This window comes from Rhizobium lentis (assembly GCF_017352135.1).
In the GTDB taxonomy this organism is placed as follows: domain Bacteria; phylum Pseudomonadota; class Alphaproteobacteria; order Rhizobiales; family Rhizobiaceae; genus Rhizobium; species Rhizobium lentis.
On sequence record NZ_CP071454.1, the window covers coordinates 2,574,721 to 2,595,182 of the forward strand.

At 60.7% G+C, this 20,462-nt stretch carries 10 protein-coding genes and 1 tRNA gene; 8 read left to right on the forward strand and 3 right to left on the reverse strand.

Features of this window, described 5'->3' with window-relative positions; all coding sequences use genetic code 11:
• The first annotated feature begins 164 nt into the window (after positions 1 to 164).
• Positions 165 to 2,117, forward strand: a complete 1,953-nt coding sequence (locus J0663_RS12405) for an acetoacetate--CoA ligase (protein ID WP_207240629.1) — start codon at positions 165 to 167, stop codon at positions 2,115 to 2,117.
• A 257-nt stretch (positions 2,118 to 2,374) separates the two neighbouring features.
• On the opposite strand, the gene J0663_RS12410 is transcribed toward J0663_RS12405, so the two are convergent.
• Complete coding sequence (locus J0663_RS12410; RefSeq protein ID WP_207240630.1) at positions 2,375 to 6,193, reverse strand: ATP-binding protein; 3,819 nt, start codon at positions 6,191 to 6,193, stop codon at positions 2,375 to 2,377.
• 213 nt (positions 6,194 to 6,406) lie between these two features.
• On the opposite strand from J0663_RS12410, the gene J0663_RS12415 reads away from it, so the two are divergent.
• The 4 genes from J0663_RS12415 to J0663_RS12430 all read left to right on the forward strand — a co-directional run bounded on the left by J0663_RS12415 (position 6,407) and on the right by J0663_RS12430 (position 14,686).
• Positions 6,407 to 6,856, forward strand: a complete 450-nt coding sequence (locus J0663_RS12415) for a phasin (RefSeq protein WP_207240631.1) — start codon at positions 6,407 to 6,409, stop codon at positions 6,854 to 6,856.
• Between the two features lie 138 nt (positions 6,857 to 6,994).
• A tRNA-His gene (locus J0663_RS12420) sits at positions 6,995 to 7,071 on the forward strand.
• Between the two features lie 625 nt (positions 7,072 to 7,696).
• A complete protein-coding gene (locus J0663_RS12425) occupies positions 7,697 to 13,987 on the forward strand; it encodes a M10 family metallopeptidase C-terminal domain-containing protein (protein WP_207240632.1) in 6,291 nt (2,096 codons plus the stop codon).
• Positions 13,988 to 14,248: 261 nt separating this feature from the next.
• Complete coding sequence (locus J0663_RS12430; RefSeq protein WP_207240633.1) at positions 14,249 to 14,686, forward strand: DUF4174 domain-containing protein; 438 nt, start codon at positions 14,249 to 14,251, stop codon at positions 14,684 to 14,686.
• A gap of 197 nt (positions 14,687 to 14,883) precedes the next feature.
• Here J0663_RS12430 and J0663_RS12435 read toward each other — a convergent pair whose 3' ends face one another.
• Positions 14,884 to 15,765 (reverse strand): LysR family transcriptional regulator, encoded by an 882-nt coding sequence (locus J0663_RS12435; protein WP_207240634.1) that lies wholly within the window; start codon positions 15,763 to 15,765, stop codon positions 14,884 to 14,886.
• On the reverse strand, positions 15,762 to 16,076 hold the full coding sequence (locus tag J0663_RS12440; RefSeq protein ID WP_207240635.1) for a putative quinol monooxygenase: 315 nt from the start codon (positions 16,074 to 16,076) through the stop codon (positions 15,762 to 15,764). The genes J0663_RS12435 and J0663_RS12440 overlap by 4 nt, the downstream gene beginning before the upstream one ends.
• Positions 16,077 to 16,246: 170 nt before the next feature.
• Between J0663_RS12440 and J0663_RS12445 the strand changes: the two genes are divergently transcribed.
• The 3 genes from J0663_RS12445 to J0663_RS12455 all read left to right on the forward strand — a co-directional run bounded on the left by J0663_RS12445 (position 16,247) and on the right by J0663_RS12455 (position 20,377).
• Positions 16,247 to 17,743, forward strand: a complete 1,497-nt coding sequence (locus J0663_RS12445; protein ID WP_207240636.1) for a CoA-acylating methylmalonate-semialdehyde dehydrogenase — start codon at positions 16,247 to 16,249, stop codon at positions 17,741 to 17,743.
• A 219-nt stretch (positions 17,744 to 17,962) separates the two neighbouring features.
• Positions 17,963 to 18,445, forward strand: coding sequence for an iron-responsive transcriptional regulator RirA (rirA, locus tag J0663_RS12450; RefSeq protein WP_207240637.1), 483 nt, complete (start codon positions 17,963 to 17,965; stop codon positions 18,443 to 18,445).
• A 336-nt stretch (positions 18,446 to 18,781) separates the two neighbouring features.
• Positions 18,782 to 20,377 carry an ABC transporter substrate-binding protein gene (locus J0663_RS12455; protein ID WP_207240638.1) on the forward strand — a complete coding sequence of 532 codons (1,596 nt, stop codon included), beginning with the start codon at positions 18,782 to 18,784 and terminating at the stop codon, positions 20,375 to 20,377.
• Positions 20,378 to 20,462 lie beyond the last annotated feature (85 nt).

Here is a 20,462-nt window from a genome sequence, read left to right on the forward strand (position 1 = left end):
CAAGTGTGACGCGGTTTCGCCGCAACGACATCCGAAAAGTGAAGCGCTGAACCGCGTCGCATGAATCCGATTTATGCGACGCGTTTAGGCTTGGGATCGGGCGGTCGCGCACTTTATAATGCAATGCAGCATGATATAAAGGCGGCATTGGGGAGGAGGAATGAATGCAGGACAGCAAACCACTTTGGGTGCCTTCGGCCGAGACCGTCGCAACAAGCCCGATCCATGCCTTCATCGAGCGCTGCAATGCTGAATACGGTCTTTCGCTTGCAGGCTTTGAGGATCTGCACGCATGGTCGGTGGCCGAGCGGGAGAAGTTCTGGCCGAGCGTGTGGGATTTCTGCGGCGTGAAGGGAGAGCGCGGCGCTAGGGTGCTCGTCGACGGCGACAGCATGCTGGGAGCCCGCTTTTTTCCCGATGCCACGCTCAACTTTGCCGAAAACCTGCTGCCCGGCCGCGGCGCGGGTGATGCCATCCTCTTCCGCGGCGAGGACAGGGTTGAGGACCGCTGGTCATGGGATCGGCTGCGCGCGCTGGTCTCGAGGCTGCAGCAGGCCTTCGCAGCCCGTGGCATCGGCAAGGGCGACCGCATCGCCGCCATGATGCCGAACATGCCGGAGACCGTCGCCGCCATGCTGGCCGCCGCCTCGATCGGCGCCATCTGGTCATCCTGCTCTCCCGATTTCGGCGAGCAGGGCGTGCTCGACCGTTTCGGCCAGATCGGCCCGCGGCTTTTCATCGCCTGCGATGCCTACTGGTATTCCGGCAAGCTGCAGGATGTCGGTCCGAAGGTTGCCGCGGTGGCGAAAAGCCTCGGTGTCCCCACGATCATTGTCCACTATGCCGGTGATGCCGAGGCGGTGGCGAGCAGGACGCCCGGGGCTTCGACGTTGGACGCCTTGGTTGCACCCTATGAGGCCAAGGAGATCGCGTTCACGCCGCTGGCCTTCGCCCATCCGCTCTACATCCTCTTTTCCTCAGGCACGACAGGTGTGCCGAAATGCATCGTGCATTCGGCCGGCGGCACGCTGCTGCAGCACCTCAAGGAGCAGCGGCTGCATTGCGGCCTTCAGGCGGGCGAGAAGCTCTTCTACTTCACCACCTGCGGCTGGATGATGTGGAACTGGCTGGTCAGCGGGCTCGCCAGCGGCGCCACGCTCTGCCTGTTCGACGGCTCGCCCTTCGCCCCTGACGGCAATGTGCTGTTCGACTATGCCGAGGCGGAAAAATTCGCGATCTTCGGCACCTCGGCGAAATATATCGATGCGGTGCGCAAGAGCGGGCTGACGCCGCGCAAAAGCCACGACCTCTCAAACCTCCGGCTGATGACCTCCACCGGTTCGCCGCTGTCGCCCGAGGGTTTCACCTTCGTCTATGAGGGCATCAAGGAGGACATGCAACTCGCCTCGATCTCAGGCGGCACCGATATCGTCTCTTGCTTTGTGCTCGGCAACCCGCTGCAGCCGGTCTGGCGCGGCGAAATCCAGGGTCCGGGCCTCGGCCTTGCGGTCGACGTCTGGAACGATGACGGCAAGCCCGTGCGCGGGGAAAAGGGCGAACTTGTCTGCACCAAGGCCTTCCCCTCCATGCCGGTCATGTTCTGGAACGACCCTGATGGGGCCAAATATCGCGCCGCCTATTTCGACCGGTTCGACAATGTCTGGTGCCACGGCGATTTTGCTGAATGGACGGCGCATGGCGGCCTTGTCATTCACGGCCGCTCGGATGCGACGCTCAACCCCGGCGGCGTGCGCATCGGCACGGCCGAGATCTACAATCAGGTGGAACAGATGGACGAGGTGGCCGAGGCGCTGTGCATAGGCCAGGAGTGGGACGACGACGTGCGTGTCGTGCTCTTCGTCCGCCTGGCATCCGGCGTGACGCTGACCGAAGATCTCATCAAGGCGATCAAGACACGTATTCGCACCGGCGCCTCGCCGCGGCACGTGCCGGCAAAGATTATCGCGGTTGCCGATATTCCCCGCACCAAATCCGGCAAGATCGTCGAGCTTGCAGTGCGTGAGGTCGTTCACAACAGGCCGGTGAAAAACCAGGAGGCGCTTGCCAACCCCGAGGCGCTGCGTCTCTTCGCGAATTTGAGTGAACTGAAGGACTGATAAGGAATCGTAAACTACAAGCTTTCACCATTCAGCAATCCCCTGTCATGGAAACCTTTCGTTAAGAAAGGTTCGTCAAAGGTGAAACAACTTGGGGGCCGCACATGAACGAGGCGGCCTGAAGCCTCCGGGCTTACGAAACATGACGTTGATCGACTGAGCTCTTGTTGAACAGCACCCATTTGAAGGCAGCCTCTGGCTGCCTCTTTTTTTGCGTGCCGTGCAGCGTTTCAGGCGGCCGTCGCCTTTTGATGGGATCAGCCGGCGAGCACGCGTTGCGACGGGAAGGTGATTTCGACGAGCGTGCCTTCATTCGGCGCCGAATTGATCGAGAATGTCGCCCGGTTGGCATCCACCATCGCCTTGGTCAGGGGCAGGCCGAGCCCGGTGCCGTCGCCGCGATGGCGTGACTGGGTCGATGAGACCTGGCGGAACGGCTTCATCGCGTGGTCGAGTTCGGCGCGCGTCATGCCGATGCCGGTGTCGCGCACCCTCAGCACGACGCTGCCATTTGCCTCGTAGGAGGTGGAAACGACGATCTGCCCGCCCGACGGGGTGAAGCGGATCGCGTTCGACAGGATGTTGAGCGCGATCTGCTTGATCGAGCGCAGATCGGCCACGACGTCGGGCACCGCATGCGAGAGCGCCGTGCGGATGATGACGCGCTGGCTGTTTGCCTGCGGCTGGACCAGCGCGACGGCCTCCGAGACAGCCTCATTGAGGCCGACGGCGGCAAAATCGAGATCCATCTCGCCCGCTTCGATCTTCGAGATGTCGAGGAGATCGTTGACGATGTCGAGGACGTGCCGGCCGGAGCGGCCGATATCATTGGCATATTCGATGTAACGGGGATGGCCGATCGGCCCGAAGCGCTCGCCCGCCATCATGTCTGAAAAGCCGATGATGGCGTTGAGTGGCGTGCGGATTTCGTGGCTGACGCGGGCGAGGAAATCGGTCTTGTGGGCATTGGCGGTTTCGGCCGCGCCCTTGGCGTTGCGCAGTTCGTCCTCGGTGCGCTTCCACTGGGTGATATCGCGGATGACGGCGCAATAGCCGTTCGAGGAGGTCAGCCGGCCCATCGTCATGAACAGCGGCACGAAGCCGCCGGCGGCCTCGCGGCCGATCACTTCGCGCCCGTCGTTCAGCACGCTCGCGACACCGTGGCCGGAGAGGCCGTTGAGATAATCGAGGACCGCTTTTTGGCTCTCATGGGCAAACAGCATGACGAAGGGTTTGCCGCGCGTCTCCTGCTCGTCGTAATTGAACAGCGCGCTCGCCGACCTGTTCATCGAGCGAATGTCGCCCTCGGTGCCGATGACGACGACGCCGTCCGTCGCCGTTTCCAGGATCGATCGCAATTCCTCCACCTCGACCTGCAGCTTGGCGACCTTCTCGACCATCCGCTCGGGACGCGCTTCGGACCGGTTGTTTTCGCCGCGGCCATCCTCCTTGCCTTCTACCGGCATCAGAGCCAGCATCAGGGCATTGGCGTCTTCCCAGCGCACGGATTGCAGCCGCGCGGTCACCGGCACCAGCCTGTCGTCGGCCTTGACGAGCATCATCGTGCCGGAACCCGCAGCCTTTTCCTCGAGTTCGCGGCGCTGCAACAGCGCTTCGATGCCGCCCACCTCGCGCAAGGCGTCGAGCGAGCGGTAGCCCGTCAGCCGCATGAATTCCGGATTGGCATGGAGCAACGCATCGCCGACATGGATCAGCACCGCGACGGGTAATTGGTCGACCGTTCCGGCCGAAAGCCCGTCGGTCATCTTCACGCGCGGCGGGATGAAACTGGTGAGAACCTCGATCTGGCTAACCGTCTCCTCGAGCCCTTCCGTCGCCTCGTCCTCGGCGGTGGCGGCGGGCTCTTCAGCGGCGTCGCCTTCGCGCAGCGCCTCAGCCGCGTTCTCAAAAATTGCTTCCTGCGGCGCCACCTCCTCGACCGGAGCTGGATCGCCCGTGTCGGCAACGAACGTTTCGCTCGCCAAGGTTTCGGGTTCGGCGCTTTCCTCGAAGGCCGCCGTTTCGGTGGCGCTTCCCGTCGGTGCCGGGGCTTCGGCTTCTTCCTTGCCGGCGCCGAAGGCTTCCAGACGCTTGGCGATTTCGCGGAAATTCGCCTGTTCGGCGGCCGTCAATGCGGCGCCGGTGCTGTGCAACTGCACAACCTTGTCGGCAAAGCGGCGGTTGGGCGCCTCGACGATGCGAAGCGCCGGGGGCTCGTCTGCGCCATCGGCCGCCGGCGCTTCACCGGCATCGGCATCGGCGTCGGAGCTGTCGCGCGGTTCTTCAGCGGCGCTCACCAAGGCAGGCGGCTCGAAGCCGGCCTGTTCCTCGGTCGGGTCGGAGGTCGCTGGCGTCTGGTCCTTGATCTCCTCCGCTACGCTCGGTTCCGCCGAGGGCGCTTCGGGTGGGGCTTCAATGCCGCCTGACGGTTCGGTGACGGCTTCGGCCGCTGGGCCGAGGCTCGCCGCATCATGGCCGATGCCGTTCGGGCCGAGCGTCAGGCCCAGTGCCAGCGGATCTTCCTGCGCATCGGAAAGCCTGACGACGCCGAAGCCGCGGAAGCCGTCGAAATCGCGGTTGCGGGTATAGGTCGGCAGTGCCGCGAGATCGACGGGAACGACCAGGCTGGTGCCTTCGACCGGCCAGAGGATCGTCTTGCCCGACCATGTGTCGCGGCGGGCGAGCGCCTCGGAAATCTTGCCGTCAGGGTCGAGGTTGAAGAGAGCGGCGATATCGCTGAAGGCAGAGCCGATGATGGCGGATGCATGCGGACCAACGGCCTCGGCAAATTCGTGGCTGACCTCGTTGAACCGGCCTTCTGCATCGATCTTCCAGACGAAGCGCGTGGCGCGGCTGTTCGGCCTGAACACGAAACCAGGTTCCGGCGCAAGCACCGGGGCAGGGGGCGCGTCGGAAGCCGGGTTTGTTGCTATGGCCGGTTCTTCCTGAATGAGTTCCGACGCCTCATCGACGGGCGTGGGGCCGCCGGCTTCGGCAGGTGTTTCCGCCATCACCGTCACCGCCGCCGCCCCGTCGGCGGAATGGATCGTGCCGTCATCGACGGGTTCTGCGGGAGCGTCGGCCTCATCCGCGCTGCTCTGGCTCGCGTCGTCGTCGCTCTTCGGCCCCTCGTCTGCGGCCGGAGGCATCTCCGCAACCGCCGCCTCTGCGGATGTGGCAGCCGCCTCGGCCGGCTGTTCCCTCTCGTCGGCGATCGCCTCCAGCGTCTCCTCGACCTCTTCGATCCCCGCGACCGCTTCGACGATCTCGCCGAAGCCGGTTGCTGCAGCCGCCGCTTCCGGGGGACGTTCGGACGGCCGCGCGCTCTCTTCCCCCGTGGGCGCGTCAGCCGCCTGCGGGGGTGCATCGACTGCGTCGTGCATGGGCGCATCGACCGGGTCGAGATGACCGATCGCGGTCTCCACGGCAAAGAGCAGATTGAGCGCCGGCTCGTCGCTGAGCTTGCCGACCGCGGCCGGGAGATAACCCCGGCCGGTAGCGACTGGGCGCTTCACCAGCCGATCGGGGTGCGCGCCGGCGAGGTTGATCAAGGTCTTTGCGGTCTCGCCGGAGATGGCGAGCGAGGCAAAACCGGGCGAGGCCGCGATGACCTCGCCATTGGCGCCGATCACCGCCATATGGGTGTCGGGATCGTCGAGCCCCTGCAGCATCTGGGCCGCCGAGGCGCCTGACGTGAGCGGCCTTGCCGACACCGGCACGGAAAACAGTATGGCCTTCTCGCCTGATGAAAGCCGGATCAGTTCGGCCGCCGCCTGCACCTGGACACGCTGGAATCCCTTGGCGACGCGGATCATCAGGCTGCGGTTGTCGCCGACGTCGGTGAGTTGACGCGCCGCCGTTTCCAGCTGGCGGAAGGTGATCTCGGTGCGATCGACACCCTGATCGAGCAGGTCATAGACCGCCGCATGACCGAAAAGCTCCGCACCTGCGCCGTTTGCCCAGAGCAGGCGGGCAAGATCGGCCGAAAACAGCACCATCGCCTCGCCGCGTGAAAAGCGTTCCCGCACCCGCGCATGCACGGCGATATCGATGAACGGATACTGGACTGCGGGCATGATCGAACCTTGTCGCTGTCGGCCTTCTAAATTAACGGCTTATTAATAACTGCAGGCGGCATGCCGGTCCAGAACGGTGGGGTGCTTTCGGCCCATAGGGTTAACGACTTGTGCGCTGCACAATAAATGTTGCAATGCACAATGAAATGTCCTATATAGAGGTCATTCAATGATCACAGGCAGCGACTGCCTCAGCCCAAAGGAATGCGACCCATGGCTACCATAAAGACCGATGACGTTTTTTCAATCGCTTCTTTCGACCCGTCCAAGCTGGCTGAATCCTTCCGCGAATTCGCCGAAAAGGGCGCACAGCAGTCGAAGGAGGCCTATGCCAAGCTGAAGACCGCTGGCGAGGAAGCCGGCAAGACGCTCGAAGCCACCGTCCAGACGGCACAGGCCGGCACCGTCGAGATCGGCCTGAAGGCGATCGACGTCCTGCGCGTCAACGCCGAAACCTCGCTTTCGCACATGGAAGCACTGCTCGGCGTCAAGTCCGTCGCCGAATTCGTCGAGTTGCAGACCGCCTTCATCCGCAAGCAGGCTGAACTCACCGTCGAGCAGGCGAAGTCGATCCAGGAAACCACCAAGCAGGTGGCCGAAAAGCTCGCAAAGCCTTCCAAGGAAGCCGCCGAAAAGGCCATGGCTTCCTTCAAGGTCGCGTAATCGGTTTTTACCGATCGGAAACAAAGGGCTGGACCTCGCGTCCAGCCTTTTTGTATATTGACGAGGAAATTGGACTTGAATTCATCGCCAAGTCCTCGTATGTGACCCCCGTCGCGCGGCGCCAAGCGTGATTTTTATGCGGTTGTAGCTCAGTTGGTTAGAGCGCAGGTTTGTGGCACCTGAGGTCAGTGGTTCGACCCCACTCAACCGTACCATCTCTCCACATCAGCTCGCTTTTTGAGCAAGTCGTTTAGCCAACGTCATTTCAAACGAAATTGTCGCTGCAGATGTGAGTTCCTGCGTTTTCGACGGCAAATTTGCTGTGTATTTGCCACAGTAAATCGCATATCTGGGAATTACAACCAGCCCGTATGGCGACCTGCCGCCAGGTAAGCTACATGTGCGGTACGTAGCAGCATGAGGTCCGCAATTGGGACAATCCCCACTTGGAACGATCCGCCCACTCAACCAGAGTTGCGGAGGATTCGAACGCGAGCCCCTCGCGGCAAAGAGAGGCGGATGCAACGTTCGGCGGCGCCGAAACAATCGGGGCGTCGTTTTCGATGAACCTGGATTCTTTACTAAATTTCAGCAGATGACCGTAACTCCAATTTAAGTGCCGTTATGCAAGCACTTGCGACGGGCGGAGCGCAGGATCCTAGAATATGTCTTCTAGCCTTTTTTAGAGATTGGGGAGAAAGCGCCTTCATAAGGGCTGGTCGCCAAGATCAAAAAACTTCTCGAATAGAAATGAAGCTTTTAGTTGAATTTCTCACTCAGGTGGAGCAGAGGGAATTCGGCAATAGGCTCGGCCGGATGGAATAGGCAAACGGGGATTTTATGACGGACTCTACGAATTGGCCGACCTACGTCAGCCCGACTGGGGATCAGAAGGTAGACGGGCTCTTGCACGACTTCGCCTGGAGCGGAGCGATCACCTATGCGTTCCCCACGACTTCGTCATCGTATGACTATAATGGCGAGAAAAACTATTCCTTTTCGCCGATCTCGTCCCAGCAGCAGTCTCTCGCCTTGTACTTTATGGAGCAGTCCTATGGGAGTGCGGCAAATGACGGCTTCTCCGTCGAGGGATTCACGAACGCCAACTTTGAGGCCGGAAGTGCCAGAACCGCAAAGGTCCGGTTCGCTCAATCGTCGCATCCCGATCTCGAGACAGCGTGGGCCTATTATCCAGGGAGCGGCGGGCCGGGTGGTGATGTCTGGTTCGGGACGGGATATGCCGGCACCGAAAATGATCTTCGCTTTCCGAGGTTCGGTAACTATGCAGGTCACACCTTGGCGCACGAACTGGGTCACGCTCTCGGACTGAAGCATGCTCACGAATACGGAATAGTCGTTCCGAGCGCGTACGATTCGCTCGAATACACGATCATGACCTACCGCTCATACATCGGCGACAATGGGAGTGGGTACACGTATGAGCACGATGGCGCGCCACAAACCTTCATGATGCTCGACATCGCCGCCCTACAGGAAATGTATGGCGCCGACTACACCACGAACAGTGGCGATACGCTCTACAAGTGGAATCCGAACCAAGGCATCACCTATGTCAACGGGGTCGCGGCCATCACGCCCGCTGCCAACAGGATCTTCGCAACAATCTGGGATGGCGGTGGTGTCGACACCTACGACCTGAGTGCCTACGCGACAGGCCTCAAAATCGATTTGCGAGCAGGGGGGCACTCTGTTTTTTCCCAGGGCCAGCTGGCCGACCTGGGAGGAGGCCCGAACAATGGCTATGCCCGCGGCAACATTTTCAACGCCCTTCTTTATCACGGCAATGTTGCATCATTGATCGAGAACGTTCAGGCCGGCTCCGGCAACGATTCTATTATAGGCAACGAGGCGGACAATACCCTCTGGGGCAATGCTGGAAATGATTCGCTTTCCGGCGGTGCCGGCAATGACACATTGATCGGCGGAGTAGGCAACGACACCTACATTGTCGATGATCTGGCGGACGTGGTCACTGAGGCGCTGAATCAAGGGGTCGATCTGATCAGGACGGCGCTTTCTTCCTTTGCCTTGAGCAATATCGCCAATGTCGAAAATCTGACCTTCACCGGCACCGGCAATTTTAGCGGGACCGGAAACGGTCTCGCCAACACGATCACCGGCGGTGCCGGCAACGACACCCTTGACGGCGACGCCGGCAATGACAGGCTGATCGGCGGTGCCGGCAACGACACCTATATTGTCGACGATAGCTTCGATTTTGTGTTGGAGAGTGCGAATAAGGGGACGGACACCGTCCGGACCGCGTTTTCAAGCTACACGCTCAGCAACAATGTCGAGAACCTGATTTACTTGGGATCCGCCAATTTCACCGGCACCGGCAGTGCGCAGGCCAACATGATCACCAGCGGTTCCGGCAATGATCTGCTGAATGGCGGAGCCGGCGCCGACACGTTGATCGGTGGGGCTGGCGATGACATCTACATCGTCGACAATGCCGGCGACCTTGTCACCGAAGCGGCCAACGCGGGGAGCGATACGGTTCGCGCGAACCTGGCGAGCTATACGCTTGGCAGCAATGCCGAGAACCTGGCCTTTGCCGGCACAGGAGATTTCGCTGGTACCGGTAACGATCTCGCCAACACTATCACGGGTGGTGCAGGCGCCGACACGCTGGACGGCAAGGCCGGCGCGGACAGCTTGATCGGCGGAGCGGGCAACGACACCTACATCGTCGATGAATTGGCGGATTCCGTCATCGAAGCCGCCAATCAAGGCACCGATCTGATCAAGACGGCGCTTTACGTCTTTGAGTTGACCAATAACAATGTCGAAAACCTGACCTTTATCGGCACCGGCGACTTTAGCGGGACTGGAAACAGTCTCGCCAACATGATCACCAGCGGCGCAGGCAACGACACGCTGGACGGCTGGGCTGGCGCCGACACGCTGATCGGTGGCGCCGGCAACGACGTCTATCTCGTCGACAACGTTTCCGACAGCGTCGTCGAGGCAGCCAGTGGCGGCACCGATGAGATCCGGACGTCCCTGACGACCTACTCAATCGCCGCATTGGTCAATGTGGAGAACCTCAGCTATACGGGATCTGTCAACTTCACTGGCACGGGCAATGCGCTGGCCAATACGATCACCACCGGTGTCGGCAATGACACGCTGAATGGCGGGGCCGGTTTGGACAGCTTGATCGGTGGTGCGGGCGACGACACTTACATTGTCGACAATGCCGGCGACAGCGTCACCGAAGCTGCCGACGAGGGAACTGACGCGGTTCGCACGACGCTGGCAAGCTATACGCTTGGGGCCGATGTCGAGAACCTCACCTATATCGGAACGGCGACCTTTGTTGGAACAGGCAATGATCTCGACAACACCATTCTGGGCGGGGCAGGCGCCGATACCCTGGATGGAAAGGCCGGTGCGGACAGCTTGATCGGTGGTGCGGGCAACGACACCTATATTGTCGATGACGTTGGCGACATGGTCACCGAAGGGCTGAACGCAGGAACCGATCTGATCAAGACGGCGCTTGTCAGCTATACGCTCGGCAACAATGTCGAGAACCTGCAATATACGGGATCCGGCAGCTTCAGCGGCACCGGCAATGCGCTTGTCAACACGATCACCGGCGACGCCGGCAATGACACGCTTGACGGCGGCATCGGCAATGACACGCTTTCCGGCGGCGCCGGCAACGACACATTGATCGGCGGGGCCGGTTCCGACACGCTGTCGGGCGGGATTGGCGACGACATCTATGTGGTCGATATTGCGACCGACCTGGTGATCGAGAATGTGAATGAAGGGACGGACACGGTCCAGACGGCGCTTGCCAGCTATACGCTTGGCAACAATGTCGAGAACCTGCTCTTTACAGGCTCCGCCAGCTTCAGCGGCACCGGCAATGCGCTCGCCAACACGATCACCGGCGGCGCCTTCAATGACACGCTGAATGGCGGGGCAGGTGCCGATACCCTGATCGGCGGTGAGGGCAACGACACCTATATCGTCGACCATGCCGGTGACCTCGTCACCGAAGCTGCCGACGAGGGAACCGATACGGTTCGCACGACATTGGCGAACTACACGCTTGGCAGCGATGTCGAGAACCTCACCTACATCAACACGGTAGCCTTTGTCGGAACAGGCAATGATCTCGACAACGTGATCACGGGTGGCGCTGCCGCCGATACGCTTTCCGGCGGCGTCGGCAACGATACGCTGAATGGCGGGGGTGGGGCCGACACGCTGATCGGCGGGACCGGCAACGACACCTACATCGTCGACAATGCCGGCGACGTCGTCACCGAAGCGGCCAATGCAGGGACCGACACGGTTCGCACGACCTTGGCCGTCCACACACTGGCGGCCAATGTCGAGAACCTCACCTACATCGGAACGACAGCCTTTACCGGGGCAGGGAATCTGCTCGACAACGTCATCACAGGTGGTGTTGCCGCCGACAAGCTTATAGGCGCTGCGGGCGACGACACGCTGATCGGCGGGGCTGGTTCCGACACGATGCTGGGCGGGATTGGCGACGACATCTATGTGGTCGACATTGCGACTGATATCGTGATCGAGACTGCCAACGAGGGAACGGACACGGTCCAGACGGCGCTTGCCAGCTATACGCTCGGCAACAATGTCGAGAACCTGACCTATACCGGATCCGCCAACTTCAGCGGCACCGGCAACGCGCTGGCCAACACGATCACCGGCGGCGCCGGCAACGACACGCTGAATGGCGGGCTAGGTGCGGACACCTTGATCGGTGGTGCGGGCAACGACACCTACATCGTTGACGATGCCGGCGACATCGTCACCGAAGCCGCCGACGCCGGGACCGACACGGTTCGCACGACGCTGGCGATCTATACGCTTGCCGCCAATGTCGAGAACCTGAGCTTTATCGGAACTGGGACGTTTGCAGGCACGGGCAACAATCTCGACAACATGATCACGGGTGGCGCTGTCGCCGATACGCTTTCCGGCGACGCCGGCAATGACACGCTGAATGGCGGGGCTGGTTTGGACAGCTTGATCGGTGGTGCGGGCGACGACACTTACATTGTCGACAATGCCGGCGACAGCGTCACCGAAGCTGCCGACGAGGGAACTGACGCGGTTCGCACGACGCTGGCAAGCTATACGCTTGGGGCCGATGTCGAGAACCTCACCTATATCGGAACGGCGACCTTTGTTGGAACAGGCAATGATCTCGACAACACCATTCTGGGCGGGGCAGGCGCCGATACCCTGGATGGAAAGGCCGGTGCGGACAGCTTGATCGGTGGTGCGGGCAACGACACCTATATTGTCGATGACGTTGGCGACATGGTCACCGAAGGGCTGAACGCAGGAACCGATCTGATCAAGACGGCGCTTGTCAGCTATACGCTCGGCAACAATGTCGAGAACCTGCAATATACGGGATCCGGCAGCTTCAGCGGCACCGGCAATGCGCTTGTCAACACGATCACCGGCGACGCCGGCAATGACACGCTTGACGGCGGCATCGGCAATGACACGCTTTCCGGCGGCGCCGGCAACGACACATTGATCGGCGGGGCCGGTTCCGACACGCTGTCGGGCGGGATTGGCGACGACATCTATGTGGTCGATATTGCGACCGACCTGGTGATCGAGAATGTGAATGAAGGGACGGACACGGTCCAGACGGCGCTTGCCAGCTATACGCTTGGCAACAATGTCGAGAACCTGCTCTTTACAGGCTCCGCCAGCTTCAGCGGCACCGGCAATGCGCTCGCCAACACGATCACCGGCGGCGCCTTCAATGACACGCTGAATGGCGGGGCAGGTGCCGATACCCTGATCGGCGGTGAGGGCAACGACACCTATATCGTCGACCATGCCGGTGACCTCGTCACCGAAGCTGCCGACGAGGGAACCGATACGGTTCGCACGACATTGGCGAACTACACGCTTGGCAGCGATGTCGAGAACCTCACCTACATCAACACGGTAGCCTTTGTCGGAACAGGCAATGATCTCGACAACGTGATCACGGGTGGCGCTGCCGCCGATACGCTTTCCGGCGGCGTCGGCAACGATACGCTGAATGGCGGGGGTGGGGCCGACACGCTGATCGGCGGGACCGGCAACGACACCTACATCGTCGACAATGCCGGCGACGTCGTCACCGAAGCGGCCAATGCAGGGACCGACACGGTTCGCACGACCTTGGCCGTCCACACACTGGCGGCCAATGTCGAGAACCTCACCTACATCGGAACGACAGCCTTTACCGGGGCAGGGAATCTGCTCGACAACGTCATCACAGGTGGTGTTGCCGCCGACAAGCTTATAGGCGCTGCGGGCGACGACACGCTGATCGGCGGGGCTGGTTCCGACACGATGCTGGGCGGGATTGGCGACGACATCTATGTGGTCGACATTGCGACTGATATCGTGATCGAGACTGCCAACGAGGGAACGGACACGGTCCAGACGGCGCTTGCCAGCTATACGCTCGGCAACAATGTCGAGAACCTGACCTATACCGGATCCGCCAACTTCAGCGGCACCGGCAACGCGCTGGCCAACACGATCACCGGCGGCGCCGGCAACGACACGCTGAATGGCGGGCTAGGTGCGGACACCTTGATCGGTGGTGCGGGCAACGACACCTACATCGTTGACGATGCCGGCGACATCGTCACCGAAGCCGCCGACGCCGGGACCGACACGGTTCGCACGACGCTGGCGATCTATACGCTTGCCGCCAATGTCGAGAACCTGAGCTTTATCGGAACTGGGACGTTTGTCGTCGGAACAGGGAACGCGCTGGACAACATTATCGTCGGCGGCAGTGGTACTAATTCGCTAACGGGTGGCGCCGGCAACGATACCCTTACTGGTGGAGCGGCAGCCGACGTCTTCATTTATTGGTCGAACTGGGGCCACGATACGATCACAAACTTCGTGACAACCGGCTCCGCAAGTGACCTGATCTCGATCGATGACAGCATTTTCGACGACTGGGAATCGCTTTTTGCGGCAACTGAGCAGTCCGGGAATGATACAATCATCAGAGCCGATGCCGACAACAGCATAACGCTTACGAATGTTGCTCTTTCAAGCCTGCATTCGTGGGACTTCTTCTTTGCGTAATCTTTGCGTGGACCTCTCGGCATCTTGTTTGGCGGGAAGGCACTGACGGATAGCGGCGTGAAGCAATTCCGGCCGATATTGACGGACGTTGTTGCGGGCGCAGCTCTTTCGATCAACGGCAGGCACTGCAGCGAGGTTGGAGCATGTCGCGCAAAAGTGCGGCGTGCTATCTCCAAGTGCAGGAACGAAAACCAGTATACTGTCGATTAGATGGAACCCATGCCATCCCTCACCGTTCTTCAAGCTGACGGGAGAATACGCATGTCGAAAACGCTTCTCTACGGCGCGACCAAGATCGATGAGACAAACAGTGCCTATGCGCCCATCGAAAGCCTGGCCGCTTTCCAGTGGAAGAGCCGTGTCTTCATTCTTTTCGCCGACAGGGACAGTGCCCGCGCGGCGCGCCAGGAAAACCAGCTGCTGGCCGACCGCAGTGCGCTCGATGAGCGCGGTATGGTGGTGCTGAAGGTCTCGGGCGGCAAGGTGCGGGCGCTTTTCGGCGCTGCCGATGGCCTCGACGGCGAAGTGATCCGCCGCGATCTCCACGCGCCAGAGACCGGTGAATTCGCGGCCTTCCTGCTCGGCAAGGACGGCACCGTCAAGCTCAAGGTCAGCGAGCCGATCACCAATGGCGAGCTCTTCGCCATCATCGACAGCATGCCGATGCGCGCTGCCGAGACGCTGAAGTCGGACAAATAACCCCGACGAACATCGCAACATGAAAGGGAGACGGTCATGTCCGTGCCCAACGAACCCATTCCCGATCAGCCGCCGATGCCGGCGCCCGGCTGGAAGCCGGTGCCGCCGATCACCGAACCGGAACCGGACCGGCTTCCCGACGAAGCGCCGGTTCCCAATCCCGATGAGAATGACGAGCCGGCCAAGCACGTCCGAACTTATAGGAAGATCTGCCGCTCGGCGCTGACGAGTTCCTGCAGGAAGTCGACGACACTGCGCACGCGCACGAGGTCGCGCGCGGTTTCGTGATAGGTCGTCCAGTAGGCGCGGCGGATCGAAATATCAGGCAGGATGCGCTGGAGCTCCGGATACTGCCGGGCGATGTAATCGTGCAGGATGCCAATGCCGGCGCCGGATCGGACCGCCTCCGTCTGGCCGATCGCCGTCGAGATCTCGAAGCTCGCATCCCAACTTCGCATCACCTCGCCGGAGAAATTCAGCGATGCGGTGAAGATCAGGTCCTCGACATAACCGATGCGCGGATGCGCCTTCAGCGCCTCGACATCGCGGGGTATGCCGTGGGAGGCGATATAGTCGCGCGAGGCATAAAGGCCGAGCGTATAGTCGGTGAGCTTCGACGAGACGAGTCGGCCCTGTCCGGGACGTTCCAGCGTAATCGCAATATCCGCCTCGCGCTGCGACAGCGAGAAGGAGCGCGGCACTGGCACCAGCTGGATCTTCAGCTCCGGGTGGCGTTCGATCAATCCGCCCATGCGCGGCGCCAGAAAGGAGACGCCGAATCCATCAGGCGCCCCGATGCGCACCGTCCCGGCAATGGCCGTGTCGGTGTGGCCGAGATTGGCCTGCGCGGCGAGCATTTCGGTTTCCATCCGCTCGGCGGCGTGCAGGAAGACCCCTCCTTCGGCCGTCAGTTCGCAGCCATTCGTGCGGCGGATGAAAAGCCGCGTCTTCAGTGCTTCTTCGAGCGATGTCAGCCGTCGTGAGAGTGTGGCGTGGTTGAGCCCCAATCGCTTCGAAGCGGCAAGGATCTGCCCGGTGCGGGCGACGGCGAGGAAAATGCGAACATCGTCCCAGTTCATGACTTGGCACGCATGATGATTGGGTCGACGTCGATAGGCGCGAGCGATCGCACCATGCCTTCTGTCGCGCTCTTGTATTTTAGAAAATGCGGCGTGCGCAGATGCGCTTCATAGGCCTTCTGGCTTGCGTAGACTTCGAGAATGCGGATCCGGTTTGGATTGTCCCTGAGGGAGACGGCGCTGAGCGAAAGAACGCCCTCTTCCAGCGCGACCGCGGCCTCGATTTCTTCGGTAAGCAGCGCGCAATAGCTTTCAAGCGTCTCCGGAGCGATCTCCAGTTCCGCCATTCGCACGACAGGTATCGGGCTCATCGGTGTACCTCACATTGGATTTGACTTGTTCGCATGTGGAGCCAATTTTTAAAGCAGCAGCACCTGCGACCGGACTATAATATACGCACAACGGTTGCTTATCTCAGCGCATTGATTTGTGCAAATTGAAGTGCGATTGTGGGTCATCCCAAAAACAGGAGGAGCATCCCATGCGTGAGATCGGTCATTTCATCGGCGGCAAGCATGTTGCCGGCACCAGCGGCCGCGTGAGCAATGTTTACAATCCGGCAACCGGCGAAGTGCAGGCGACGGTCGCGCTCGCAAGCGTCGAGGAACTGCGCGCCGCCGTCGAGAACGCCAAGGCCGCGCAGCCGAAATGGGGTGCCACCAATCCGCAGCGCCGCGCCCGCGTCTTCTTCAAGTTCGTCGAACTCCTGAACAAGCACATGGACGAGCTTGCCGAAATGCTCTCCAAGGAGCACGGCAAGACGATCGAGGACGCCAAGGGCGATGTCATTCGCGGCCTCGAAGTCTGCGAATTCGTCTGCGGCATCCCGCATCTCGCCAAGGGCGAATTCACCGAGGGTGCGGGTCCGGCAATCGACATGTATTCGCTCCGCCAGCCGGTCGGCATCGGCGCCGGCATCACGCCCTTCAACTTCCCCGGCATGATCCCGATGTGGATGTTCGCGCCGGCGATCGCCTGCGGCAACGCCTTTATCCTGAAGCCCTCCGAGCGTGATCCCTCCCTGCCGATCCGCCTCGCCGAACTGATGATCGAGGCCGGACTGCCGGCCGGCATCCTCAACGTCGTCAACGGCGACAAGGGTGCGGTCGATGCCATCCTCACCGATCCAGATATCGGCGCCGTCTCCTTCGTCGGCTCGACGCCGATCGCCCGCTACGTCTACGGCACTGCGGCGATGAACGGCAAGCGCGCCCAGTGCTTCGGCGGCGCCAAGAACCACATGATCATCATGCCCGATGCCGATATGGACCAGGCCGTCAACGCGCTGATGGGCGCAGGCTACGGTTCGGCCGGCGAACGCTGCATGGCGATTTCGGTTGCAGTTCCGGTCGGCGAGGAGACCGCCAACCGCCTCGTCGAGAAGCTGACGCCGAAGATCGAATCGCTGCGCATCGGCCCTTACACCGACGACAAGGCCGACATGGGTCCGCTCGTTACCAAGGACGCCTATAACCGTGTTCGCGGCCTGATCGACCGCGGCATCGAAGAGGGCGCCAAGCTCGTCGTCGACGGCCGCGACTTCAAGCTCCAGGGCTATGAAGACGGCTATTTTGTCGGCGGCTGCCTGTTCGATCATGTCACGCCCGAGATGGACATCTACAAGACCGAGATCTTCGGGCCTGTCCTTTCCGTCGTTCGCGCCCAGAACTACGAGGAAGCGCTGTCGCTGCCGATGAAGCACGAGTACGGCAATGGCGTCGCGATCTTCACCCGTGACGGCGACGCCGCCCGCGACTTCGCCTCGCGCGTCAATATCGGCATGATCGGCATCAACGTTCCGATCCCGGTTCCGCTTGCCTATCACTCCTTCGGCGGCTGGAAGGCATCGAGCTTCGGCGACCTCAACCAGCACGGCACGGATTCGATCAAGTTCTGGACGAAGACCAAGACCGTCACCGCCCGCTGGCCCTCCGGCATCAAGAGCGGCGCCGAATTCGTCATGCCGACAATGAAATAATCTGCACGACAGATCGATCTGCAATTCGAGGGCCTTTCGGCCCCCGTTTCATTTGAGCGTTGGAAGCGCATTTCGGACTACAAACACAAGATCGCACACCAGGATCGACGTCGCGGCAAATCGCCTCATAAGCTGAATGCGAATTTCATATTTTGGAATTGTTCAAAACTACCAAACCGCCTATATAGGTCTGAACAGGGCACGAGTCAGGAGATTGGCATGCGGTTGACGAAGCAGACCAACTATGCGGTTCGCATGTTGATGTATTGTGCTGCCAACGAAGGGCAGCTGAGCCGGATCCCGGAGATCGCCAAGGCCTATGGTGTTTCCGAACTCTTTCTTTTCAAGATTCTCCAGCCGCTGAACAAGGCGGGGCTGGTGGAGACAGTGCGCGGCCGCAATGGCGGTGTGCGCTTGGGCAAGCCGGCGGCCGAGATCACGCTCTTCGACGTTGTTCGGGTTACGGAAGACAGTTTCGCCATGGCCGAATGTTTCGAGGATGACGGCATGGTCGAATGCCCGCTGGTCGACAGCTGCGGACTGAATTCGGCGCTGCGCAAGGCGCTCAACGCCTTCTTCGCCGTGCTGTCGGAATATACAATCGACGATCTCGTCAAGGCGCGTCCGCAGATCAATTTCCTTCTCGGAATTACTGGCGAGCACGAATACCGCAAGCCCGCGGTCGTCGCTCCCGCCGCCTGAATCAAAGAGCAGGACAGACCTGTAAAACCGCGGTTGCCTCGGCAGTCGCGGTTTTTGTTTGTGCCGTCTCTGCGGGCTCGTGGATGTGCGGAATGGCCATTATGCGCAGCTAAAAGGGCGCAATAATCCAAAATGCGACGAAATCCCGCTGATTTTTGTCCGAATATTTCCAAATGAGGCTGATTTTTGACCAAAAATTTCTAAAATTGTCCAGCTGGAAAAATTTTCTCCGTAGCCCGTTGCTTTCAGTAGATAAATGTCGTTCCATCGACCGTCGATCGGGATGCCTATCTGCGGTCTCCAGACATCAAAAAAGAACAACCGGGAAACAATATTATGAAAAAGATCTCTGTCATGCTGGCAGCGACGGCCCTGATTTCGGTCATGGCGACGTCGGCCTGGTCCAAGACCCTTGTTTATTGCTCCGAGGGTTCGCCGGAAGGTTTCGACCCGAGCCTCTATACGGCAGGCACGACTTTCGACGCCTCGTCGCGCACGGTCTATAGCCGTCTCGTCGAATTCAAGCATGGCGGCACCGAGATCGAGCCCGGCCTGGCCGACAGCTGGAGCGTTTCGGCCGACGGCAAGGAATACACCTTCAAGCTTCATCCCGGCGTCAAGTTCCAGACCACCGACTTCTTCACGCCGACGCGCGATTTCAACGCCGACGACGTCGTGTTCTCCTTCGAGCGCCAGCTGAAATCCGACAATCCCTGGAACAAGTATGTCGAGGGCGGCTCCTACGAATATGCGGCTGGCATGGGCTTCCCGGAACTGATCAAGTCAGTCGAGAAGGTCGATGACCTCACGGTCAAGTTCACGCTCAACCATCCCGAAGCGCCGTTCTTGGCCGACCTCGCCATGGATTTCGCCTCGATCGTCTCCAAGGAATATGCCGACAAGCTCGCGGCCGACGGCAAGATGGCGCAGCTGAACCAGCAGCCGCTCGGCACCGGCCCCTTCACCTTCGTCGCCTATCAGCCGGATGCCGTCATCCGCTACAAGGCGAACGAAACCTATTTCAAGGGCAAGGAAAAGATCGACGATCTGGTTTTCGCCATCACCTCTGATGCCGCCGTCCGTGCCCAGAAGCTGAAGGCCGGCGAATGCCACCTGATCCCCTATCCGAATGCCGCCGACGTTGCCGAACTGAAGAAGGATGAAAATCTGACGGTTCTGGAGCAGCCTGGTCTCAACGTCAGCTACCTCGCCTACAACACGCAGATGGCGCCGTTCGACAAGCCGGAAGTGCGCCGCGCGCTCAATATGGCAATCAACAAGCAGGCGATCGTCGACGCCGTCTTCCAGGGGGCGGCCACCGTTGCCAAGAACCCGATCCCGCCGACCATGTGGTCCTATAACGATGCTGTCGAGGACGACAAGTACGATCCGGATGCCGCCAAGAAGGCTCTTGCCGACGCCGGCGTCAAGGATCTCAGCATGAAGGTCTGGGCGATGCCGGTTTCGCGTCCCTACATGTTGAACGCGCGCCGTGCCGCCGAACTGATCCAGGCCGACTTCGCCAAGGTCGGGGTCAAGGTCGAGATCGTCACGCATGAATGGGCCGAGTACCTGAAGCTCTCCTCCGACGTGAAGCGCGACGGCGCCGTCATTCTCGGCTGGACCGGCGACAACGGCGATCCCGATAACTTCATGGATACGCTGCTCGGCTGCGATGCCGTCGGCGGCAACAACCGCGCCCAGTGGTGCAACAAGGAATATGACGACCTGATGACCAAGGCCAAGCTCACCGCCGATGTCGGCGAGCGCACCAAGGCCTATGAGCAGGCGCAGCTGATCTTCAAGAAGGAAGCTCCCTGGGCAACCCTCGACCACTCGCTCGTCTTCGTTCCGATGAGCAAGAAGGTCTCTGGCTTCCATATGGACCCGCTCGGCATCCACCGTTTCGACGGCGTCGACGTATCCGAATAACAAGAATAATGTAAAAATGCCCGGCAGAGCTGGGCGCAGCCGGCGGTCAGGACCTTCCTGACCGCCGGAAACTATTGGACATCTG